Origin of the sequence: Metabacillus niabensis, assembly GCF_902829255.1 — a bacterium.
GTDB classification, from domain to species: domain Bacteria; phylum Bacillota; class Bacilli; order Bacillales; family Bacillaceae; genus Metabacillus; species Metabacillus niabensis.
This window is the reverse complement of sequence record NZ_CADEPK010000056.1, coordinates 1-9185: the sequence shown is the minus strand read 5'-3', so window position 1 is coordinate 9185 and position 9185 is coordinate 1. Positions and strand designations below refer to the sequence as shown.

General features: G+C 35.3%; 10 protein-coding genes. 5 read left to right on the top strand and 5 right to left on the bottom strand.

Going from position 1 to position 9185, the window contains the following annotated elements; translation table 11 throughout:
• Positions 1-61 precede the first annotated feature (61 nt).
• On the top strand, positions 62-943 hold the full coding sequence (locus HU235_RS07250) for a M23 family metallopeptidase (protein ID WP_174879771.1): 882 nt from the start codon (positions 62-64) through the stop codon (positions 941-943).
• A 44-nt stretch (positions 944-987) separates the two neighbouring features.
• On the opposite strand, the gene splB is transcribed toward HU235_RS07250, so the two are convergent.
• Together splB and HU235_RS07240 are read right to left on the bottom strand one after the other, a co-directional pair.
• Entirely contained in the window at positions 988-2019 is a 1032-nt protein-coding gene (splB, locus tag HU235_RS07245; protein ID WP_095299059.1) for a spore photoproduct lyase, read from the bottom strand.
• 14 nt (positions 2020-2033) lie between these two features.
• Positions 2034-2279, bottom strand: a complete 246-nt coding sequence (locus tag HU235_RS07240; protein ID WP_095299061.1) for a transcriptional regulator SplA domain-containing protein — start codon at positions 2277-2279, stop codon at positions 2034-2036.
• 131 nt (positions 2280-2410) lie between these two features.
• Here HU235_RS07240 and HU235_RS07235 point away from each other — a divergent pair, with 131 nt between their 5' ends.
• From HU235_RS07235 to HU235_RS07225, 3 genes are all read left to right on the top strand, one after another.
• Positions 2411-3052: a hypothetical protein gene (locus tag HU235_RS07235; protein ID WP_145580851.1), complete on the top strand. Its 642-nt coding sequence runs from the start codon at positions 2411-2413 to the stop codon at positions 3050-3052.
• 80 nt (positions 3053-3132) lie between these two features.
• A complete protein-coding gene (locus HU235_RS07230) occupies positions 3133-3498 on the top strand; it encodes a carboxymuconolactone decarboxylase family protein (protein ID WP_095299162.1) in 366 nt (121 codons plus the stop codon).
• Positions 3499-3721: 223 nt separating this feature from the next.
• Positions 3722-4345, top strand: coding sequence for a nitroreductase family protein (locus tag HU235_RS07225; RefSeq protein WP_217451421.1), 624 nt, complete (start codon positions 3722-3724; stop codon positions 4343-4345).
• Between the two features lie 140 nt (positions 4346-4485).
• On the opposite strand, the gene HU235_RS07220 is transcribed toward HU235_RS07225, so the two are convergent.
• Positions 4486-4959, bottom strand: a complete 474-nt coding sequence (locus tag HU235_RS07220) for a MarR family transcriptional regulator (RefSeq protein ID WP_170944263.1) — start codon at positions 4957-4959, stop codon at positions 4486-4488.
• Positions 4960-5098: 139 nt separating this feature from the next.
• Between HU235_RS07220 and HU235_RS07215 the strand changes: the two genes are divergently transcribed.
• The gene (locus tag HU235_RS07215; RefSeq protein ID WP_095299068.1) at positions 5099-6628 is read left to right on the top strand and encodes an MDR family MFS transporter; all 1530 of its coding nucleotides are present in this window, start codon (positions 5099-5101) and stop codon (positions 6626-6628) included.
• 66 nt (positions 6629-6694) lie between these two features.
• Here the strand turns inward: HU235_RS07215 and HU235_RS07210 are convergent, their stop codons facing one another.
• Both HU235_RS07210 and HU235_RS07205 read right to left on the bottom strand, forming a co-directional pair.
• Positions 6695-7123 carry an OsmC family protein gene (locus HU235_RS07210; RefSeq protein ID WP_174879770.1) on the bottom strand — a complete coding sequence of 143 codons (429 nt, stop codon included), beginning with the start codon at positions 7121-7123 and terminating at the stop codon, positions 6695-6697.
• A gap of 74 nt (positions 7124-7197) precedes the next feature.
• Positions 7198-9185, bottom strand: a 1988-nt coding sequence (locus HU235_RS07205; protein ID WP_174879769.1) for a methyl-accepting chemotaxis protein, incomplete at its 5' end; no start/stop codon positions are given.

The following is a 9185-nucleotide window of genomic DNA, read 5'->3' as shown; positions in this document are numbered from 1 at the left end:
TTTTTACTCCCTTCATTTACAAGGTAATCTAAAAGAAATATTGAGCATGAGGTGAAGTCTGTTGAAAGGAAATATATTTCTATTATTTGTTAGTCTGTTTTTATCTTTCCTATGGATTAATGTATTTTTTGTTGAAGGAGTTTTCGGTGTCATAAGCTGGTGGCTTTTACTTGGTAGTAGTATTTTAGGAATCGTACTATTTCTAATTTCTATATTCTTACTAGTTGTAAAATTATTGAAAGGGAAACTATCCATAAAGATGATTTATTCAGTCATTTTATTTTCGATTATGTCGTTCCCTTCACTATGGTTTATTAACATTGGACAATTTGCATACCCTGCTGCTCTTGAGAAAACTTCTCCCTCTATCACAATTGAACATCCATTTAATCAAGCTGCAATAGTTGGCTGGGGCGGAGACTCTATTGAAACGAATCGTCCCCATGTTTTAGCACCTAATGAACGATGGGCTTATGACTTTATTATGGAACCACATTCAACAAAAAACACTAATTTAGAGGATTATGGAATTTTCAATGCGATGATTTACTCACCTGTTAAAGGGACAGTTATTGAAGTTTTTGATGATGAAAAAGATATTCCACCTGAAACAGAGGAAAATGAAACAATGATGGGTAACTATATTTTTATTAAAATTAGCGAAACAAAGACATTTTTAGTGCTTGCCCATATTAAACAAAATTCAATTTTAGTAAAAAAGGGACAAATAATCGAAATTGGAACTCCTTTAGCAAGAGTTGGAAATTCCGGTTCAACGAGTGAACCACATTTACATATTCACCACCAAAGACAAAATCCAACAGAAACTAGTATGTATACAACTGAAGGATTACCACTTTTTATTCATCACAGAGAAGGAACAAACATGCCAATTGGCGTGAATAATAAAGATATCATCTATCCGTTAGAACAGTACCATTAAGCCAGGAAGGAAAGGGGCTCCCTTTCCTTCTATCATTTCTTTCATCATGTAAAATACTCAAGCTTTGCATTTGGAAAGAATTTTTCCATATAAGAATATAAATGAGATTTTATATCCTCTTCTTCTTCCTTTTGATAAATATACTTTCCAATACCGTATTTCCCCCATTTATATCTTCTAGCTGATTCATCTAGTTCTAGCTTTGTCATCGGGTAGTTCTTCTCAATTACCCTCTTTGCTGGCTTTGTAAAGCGATGCTGGATAAATTCGAACGTTATATCCTTTTTTGCCTCCTCAGGTAACTCTGCATCCAATCTTTCAAACATATGATAATATCCATCTTCCCAGCCTTCATGTAGATAAATTGGAGCAACAATAAAACCTAGTGGATATCCGGCTCTTGCAACCTTTCCTGCTGCTTGTAAGCGATCAGCTAGTGAAGATGTACCTGGTTCAAAGTTTTTTATAACATAATCGGCATTGATACTAAATCTAAACCTAGTTTTCCCATTATGCTCAGCATCTAACAAATGATCGACATGATGAAATTTTGTGACAAATCGTAATTTTCCATATTCTGATTTCCCAAAATGCTCGATCGCTCTTTTTAAAGTATGTGTTAAATGATCAATCCCGACAATGTCTGATGTACACGCTGCTTCAAATCGCGTAAATTCAGGTGCACGCTCTTCCATATATTTATCTGCAGCATCTAAGATTTCATCCACGTTCACGTACGTACGAATATATGGCTTACTTCCCATTGTCGTTTGTAAATAGCAATAATGGCAATGCCCCATACACCCTGTCGCAAATGGAATAGCATATTCTGCAGATGGTTTAGAAGTATCAAATTTTAACGTTTTTCGAATCCCTACGACAAGTGTAGATTTGGCAACACGGTATTTTTGAAAATCATTATCCCCTGGTAAATTACGAATTTGATTATGTGATGTTGTATATTTTATTTCTAAATCCATTTTTTCAAATTTTTCCTTTAATTGCTGTCCTAATGGATATTCAAGCGCTTTCGGTTCAAAGTAAACAAGCTGTGGTACAAATGGTGGTCTACTCATTTTTTCGCATCCCTCTACATACTTTCAAAGTAATAGTCATAAGCAGCTTTTGCCTCTTCTTCACTTGAATATACAGCAATCTCATTTGTTAAAGGATAGTAAGTTTCGTATAGAAATATCGCTAGCTCATTAGGGTTTTCCGGGTTATTAACAACTGCTGCCTCTTGAATATTAGCGACATCTTGAGTATGAGGATTTCGATAAAAAACATAAACAATATCACCAGGACTGTAAGAAGTCATTTCATTATCAAAGTCCATTATTAAACACACCTTTTCAATTTAATACTTTCATTTTCCGTATTTCATCAAAGTTTTATGATTACATATTTGTGGAAAAACGTTAAAATATTGAAATGTCACAAAAAAAATATGGAAGAAAGGTGATTTGAATGAAAAAAGTCATTGAGTTCTTATTTGGTAAACGTCAAAATACGAGTACCTTTTTACGGATCATTTACAATGTTGCCGTTGCATTTTATTTTTTCTCATTATTACTTTTACTCTTACAAGCTTTCGATTCTGGAATGATCGCTCCTCTTTTAATTGGTGCATTTACTTTTCCAATCATGTTTAGATTGATTTATTATTTACTACTTGTTAGTAATCAAAAGGAACGAAATCGCTCGAAAAAAGTCCTCGTCATATTTAGTATAGGTATTGGTATAAGCGTTATAGTATCCGCTATTATTATGTTTGTCGCTTTAAATGGAGGAAATCTTGCTATAAATACAAATAAAGTTACTACAAATAATAAAGTAGAGCTTTCAATCGGAAAACTAAAAGGATCGTATGAAGTGACTTCTTTTGACATTACCTCTTCAGGTGTTATGACGATTCCTTACGAAGTTAATTGTAAAGAAGGAAGCCTCTCCATTATTGTGAAAAGTTCTACAAGCAACGAAGTAGTCTGGGAGGATATTGTAAACAACAAGAATAGTGGGACAATTGAATTTATAGGTGAAGAAGATACATATACAGTGTTCTTAAAAACAAAGGAAGCGAAAAATATAAGTTTGAAGATTTCCTTATAGACTTTTTTGATTAATGATTCCGTCTTTAGCTCATACTAACCTTGGATTTTTAAAATCGATGTATTGGAGTGAGGATGGAAATGGAGTTTGAAGCAAGAAATTCAACAGAAGAAGCACTTCATCATTATAAAGCAGGTTTAGGAAACTTCACAAAAAAAATGCCAGAGCTTGCAAGTAAATTTAATGACTTTACAGAGGAATGTTTTAAAGAAGGAAGCTTATCAAAAAAGGAAAAACAACTAATCGCATTAGGAATTAGCCTTTATTCTCAAGATGAATATTGTATTATTTATCATACAAAGGGCTGTCTAGATGAAGGCTGCAGTGAAGAAGAAATTCTTGAAGCAATTGGTGTAACTGCTGCTTTTGGTGGTGGTGCAACGATGAGTCAGGCCGTAACACTTGTACAAGAATGCATTCAAGAACTAAATCAATTAAAGCAGTAGTGTATATATATGTAGTAAAAAGCTGTCTCCTTCCTAAATTGCCCTTTCTCGATCAATATAGATAAGAGGGAGGACAATGAATGTGACAGCTTTTTTCTCTACATTATGGAAAATTTAATAGTTATTGCATTTCCAAGTATCGAGTTAAAAACCTTTCCATGTACATACTAACTCTGTAGATTGTATCTACGTTTAGTTTTTATCGATGGGAGGAGAGATTTCATTGACTACTCAAACAATCAAGAAAAACCTTACTGTAAAGGAAGCAATTGAATCTAGACATAGTATTCGAAAGTTTGAGCAAGAAACCATTACAAAAGAAGAGCTAACTGAAATATTTGAGTTAGTCCGATTAACACCAAGTGCATGGAACCTTCAGCCATGGAGATTTCACGTAATAACTGATAATCAGCTAAAGGAAAAGCTACAAGAGGCTGCTTATGGTCAAAAACAGGTCACCTCTGCCCCAGCAGTTGTCTTAGTTGTCAGTGATATGGAAGATGTTATTGCCCATTTATCCGAAACAGTACATCCCGGTTTATCACCTGAACGTCAACAAGAAGAAGTTGCGAATTTATCTTCCTTCTTTAGTGGGATGAGTGTTGAGGAACGGGGTCAATGGGGACTTACTCAAACTAATATTGCATTAGGGTTCTTACTAACAGCCATTCAAGGGCTCGGCTTTGCAAGTGTACCAATGCTAGGGTTTGATCACGAAAAAGTCAAGGAATTGCTCTCACTTCCTGAACATATTAAATTTGGAGCAATGGTGCCATTTGGTCGTCAAGCCTCAGAAGGATATGAGCACCATCGCTTCCCACTTGATAAAATTGTAAAATATCATTAAAAGAGCGAAAATCTATTGTGGAGGATTTTAACAATCCTCCTTTTCCTTTGTCGATTCCATATAAACAATCATTGTTAAACAGTAATATACTTAAATGGTAATCTTCATCCAGTACCTTCTTCATCGTTCATAGCTATAAGTTATGAATTTTTCCTGATTAATTTCCCTTCAGTTTCAACAATTTGGGCAATATCTGAAATAAATTGAGTAATAAGTTCTAACTCATCCTCGTTATATTTTTCACAATAGTTTTTAGTAGACTCTGATAAGGAAGAATAATAAAGCTGTAAGTTATTTACCTTTTCCTCCAATAAGTTTATCATTACTTTTCGCCGGTCTTGTATGTTTCTTTTCCTTATAATAAACCCTGCCTTTTCTAAACGATCTAAAATTGCTGTTATTGAACTTGTACTATTCCCGGTAATAGTTGCTAACTCCCCCGCGGTTATCGGTCCCGTTTCCGCTAAAATATCGATTGTTTTTAAATCTGTTTGAATCAATCCTAATGTATGTGTAATATTTTGTTGAAATAAAACGCTTCTAATACTAAGTTTTCTAAGCTGTTGTGTTACCGCTTCAATCTGTAACCTTTTTCTACTATTTAAGCTTGACATAGGCTTTATCCCTCCCATAAACTTAAAATTATCTCGATTATCGAGACAATTTTAAAAGTTTGTTTTCATTTTACTTTTAAACATATCATCGTGCAAAGTGAGAGGGTAATTTTCTCTTACCGAAAGGAGAAAGCACTAGATGGAGCAAAATAAACACCAAAAATTTATTGTTGCTGGTCTATTATTAGCAATATTAATGTCAGCAATGGATAATACAATCGTTGCTACTGCAATGGGTACGATCGTTTCAGATCTTGGAGGTTTTGACAAATTCGTTTGGGTTACATCCGCCTATATGGTAGCAACAATGGCAGGTATGCCGATTTTCGGTAAACTTTCAGATATGTATGGTCGAAAAAGATTTTTCCTTTTCGGATTAATCATTTTCTTAATTGGCTCAGCACTTTGTGGCCTTGCGCAAAGCATTGTTCAATTAAGTATTTTTCGTGCTATTCAAGGGATTGGTGGAGGAGCACTAATGCCTATTGCCTTTACAATCATTTTTGATATTTTCCCTCCTGAAAAACGAGGAAAAATGACCGGATTATTGGGAGCTGTCTTTGGAGCTTCAAGCGTGTTAGGACCCTTGCTTGGGGCATATATTACAGAATACATAAGCTGGCACTGGATATTTTATGTAAATGTCCCACTTGGAATAATTTCGTTATTTTTTATCGTTCGCTATTACAAAGAATCACCTCAACATATAAAACAAAAAATTGATTGGGGGGGTGCTGCAACACTTGTAATTGCCATCATCAGCCTTATGTTTGCACTTGAATTAGGCGGAGAACAATTCGCATGGAATTCACCGCAAATCATTAGCTTATTTAGTATATTTGGAATCTTTATTATTGTGTTTTTCATTCTCGAACGGTTTGCAGCTGATCCGATCATTCCATTTTGGTTATTTAAAAAACGTTTATTCGCAACATCACAAATTCTTGCCTTCCTATACGGTGGTACATTTATTATATTGACTGTATTTATCCCGATTTTTGTTCAAGCAGTTTATGGAGGTTCAGCAACAAATGCAGGATTTATTTTAACTCCAATGATGTTAGGTTCTGTTTTAGGTAGTGCAATTGGGGGGATTTTCCAAACAAAAACGAGTTTCAGAAATTTAATGATTATTTCTGTCATATCTTATTTTTTAGGTATGTATTTACTCGGTACTTTAACACCTGAAACGAGTCGTACACTGTTAACAGTCTATATGATTATCGTTGGGTTTGGAATGGGCTTCTCATTCTCGCTATTGCCAACAGCCTCAATTCATAATTTGGAGCAGAGATACCGTGGAACTGCAAACTCAACGAATTCATTTCTCCGTTCCTTAGGAATGACCTTAGGTGTAACGATTTATGGCGTCATCCAAAATAATGGTTTTACTGAAAAATTAAAATATGAGTTTGACAACATTGGGGATAATAATGCTCAAGCGATGGCTCAACTCAATGATCCCCAGCAGCTCTTTCAATCTGGTGAACGTGAAAATATACCTGATGAAATTCTCGACAAAATTGTAAATGCAATGTCAGAGTCTATTACGAACACTTTTATGCTAGCCCTAATTCCAATTGCGATAGCTGCAATCTTGGTTTTAATGATGGGGAATGCACGGGTTGAAGTAAAGACAGAGCTTCCTAAGAAAACGAGCGATGACTAAATTGCAATCTATAAAGTTCATATAACAGAAAAAGCTTGAGAATTCTCAAGCTTTTTCTGTGTATTATTATTCATCAAGAACCTTTTTTTCTTCACTATTAATTGAGTAGCTTGCTGTTATCGTAGCACTTAATGAATGTGAGACCGAACAATATTTATCTTTTGAAAGCTTTATCGCTCGTACAACTTTTTCTTCTGGCAAGTCCCCTTCAAAAGAATAATGAATATTTACGTTTGTAAATTTTTTTGGATGTTCCTCTGCACGTGCCCCTTCTACATCAATATGAAAAGAAAGAGGCTTTAACCGCATTTTATGCAATATTGAAATAATATCTATACCTGTACAACCTGCAACTGCATTTAATAATAGCTCTGTAGGTCTTGGACCACTATTTTGTCCACCAACCTCAACACTTGCGTCCATCTTAATTTGGTGCCCTGTTGGTGTAGTACTTGAAAATCCCATATTCCCTGTCCAGTCAATTGTTAACTTCATCTTTTCATTACCACCCTTATTAAAAAATACTCTATATGTTAATATTCCCCCATCTCTACCCATTATGACAAGTCTTAAACATTGAATTTTTCAATTAATGATTGTAATTCTTCTGCCATCACGGTTAAGGACTTAGCAGCATCAGTGATTTCTTCCATTGAAGCTAACTGTTGTTCAGTCGTAGCAGCAACCTCCTCTGAAGTTGCTAAGCTTTCATTTGCGATTATATTTAATTCATTAGCTGATGAGCTAACCTCTTGAATAGCAGCAGTTATCTGTTGAACCGTTGCTGATACTTCCTCCACTTTAGGTGTCATTTGAGCCATACGATTCATGATCTGTTCAAATTTTTCTGCAGTTTCTGTAGATATTTGCAAACCTTCTGCTGCATTTTTTGAAACCTCTTCCATTGTTACCACTGATTTTTCTGTATCTTGTTGCATTGTTCTTATTAACGTATCGATTTGATTTGCAGACTCTCTTGATTGCTCAGCTAATTTTCTCACTTCATCTGCTACAACAGCAAAGCCTCTTCCATTCTCTCCTGCTCTAGCGGCTTCAATTGCTGCGTTTAATGCTAGCAAATTCGTTTGCTCGGCGATATCCGTTATTGCTTCAATAATTCTACCTATTTCATCTGAACGTGTAGATAATGATTGAATCACTTTATTTGATTCAGTTACAGATTGATTAATCGAAATCATTTGTTCAAGATTATGTTGGATATAACTTTGTCCACTTTTCGCTTCATTAACAGTATCATGAGCAATATCAGCTACTTGAGTTGAACTATTTGCAATGTGAATCATTCCATTCATTACTTCATCTAACGATTTTGCATTAGTAGCAATTTTATTAGTTTGATCGTCTGCTCCATTCGCAACCTGTTGTATCGCTTCTGTCACCTGCTTCGTCCCTTCTACAGTTAAATGACTATTTGCAATTAATTCTTCCGAAGAAGCACTGACTCGTTCTGAAGCTGAACGTAAATTTAATACAACCGCTCTTAAATGATCGACCATTTGCTTAAAGCTCTTAGATAGCTGGCCTAATTCATCATTCGAGCTAGTATTAATCTCTACCGTTAAATCCCCTTGGCTAATTCTATTTGTTGATGTAACAAGTGTTCGAATCGGCTTAAGAATTGATTGAATAATAAAGAAAATGATAATTGCCCCGATAATTAATGATGCAATAATTACGATCCATGTTTTTATAAAGATTTCCTTCATTTCATTTTGAATTTCATTGGCATACATTGTTCCAGCAATTTTCCATCCTGTTAATTCATTTGTCGTATATTCCATCATTTTACTTTCACCATTGAATGTATATGTAAAGTTACCCTCTTCACGTTGAAAAAGATTATTGACCCAATCACCTTTCACTTTTTTCCCTTGCTCCTCAGGGTGGATTAAATATGTTTTTGTGTTATCAATAACTGTAATATACCCTTTCTTCCCTACTTTTGCTTTATTTGCTAAATTACTAAGAGAAGCTATATCTACATCAATCGCGATTACCCCAGAGAAATCATCTAAAGTTTTAGCAAACGTGACTGACGTTTCGTTTGTACTTGCATCAATATATGGTTTAGTTAGGACAACTTCCCCTTTATTCTCCATTGCAAGCTTATACCATTCTCGTTTTCTTGGGTCAAAATCTTTAGGTAATTGTGCTGTTGGTGAGAGAATTGTTTCACCAGTGTCTGTACCAATATAAATCGCCTGAACTGTTGGTTTTGTGCTTATATATTGATTAAATTTTTGTTTAATACCTTTGATAGCTTCTTCCGTTAAGGTTGTATTTGCTTTCTTTGCAGTTCGCGCAAAATAATCTACATCCTCTTTTAAAGGCTGTAGCTGTGAGTCTAAGGACGTGTTAATCAGCTGGACACTTTCCCCTGCCGTCTGTTCCCTACTTTCTTGCCCCTGTCTCTTCTCCCCCTCTCCTCTCCCCCTTGCCTGCCTCCTCTCTCGCCCTCCGCTTTCTCCTTTCTCCGCCCCCCTTTTCTTCCTCCCCCCTCCCCCCCCCTCCTCCTCCCTCTGCTCCTTTTCCCCTT

Coding starts and splice junctions, on each gene's coding strand:
- splB (WP_095299059.1), bottom strand. CDS start 2,019: ATGAGTAGACCACCATTTGTACCACAGCTTGTTTACTTTGAACCGAAA.
- HU235_RS07240 (WP_095299061.1), bottom strand. CDS start 2,279: ATGGACTTTGATAATGAAATGACTTCTTACAGTCCTGGTGATATTGTT.
- HU235_RS07235 (WP_145580851.1), top strand. CDS start 2,411: ATGAAAAAAGTCATTGAGTTCTTATTTGGTAAACGTCAAAATACGAGT.
- HU235_RS07230 (WP_095299162.1), top strand. CDS start 3,133: ATGGAGTTTGAAGCAAGAAATTCAACAGAAGAAGCACTTCATCATTAT.
- HU235_RS07220 (WP_170944263.1), bottom strand. CDS start 4,959: ATGTCAAGCTTAAATAGTAGAAAAAGGTTACAGATTGAAGCGGTAACA.
- HU235_RS07215 (WP_095299068.1), top strand. CDS start 5,099: ATGGAGCAAAATAAACACCAAAAATTTATTGTTGCTGGTCTATTATTA.
- HU235_RS07210 (WP_174879770.1), bottom strand. CDS start 7,123: ATGAAGTTAACAATTGACTGGACAGGGAATATGGGATTTTCAAGTACT.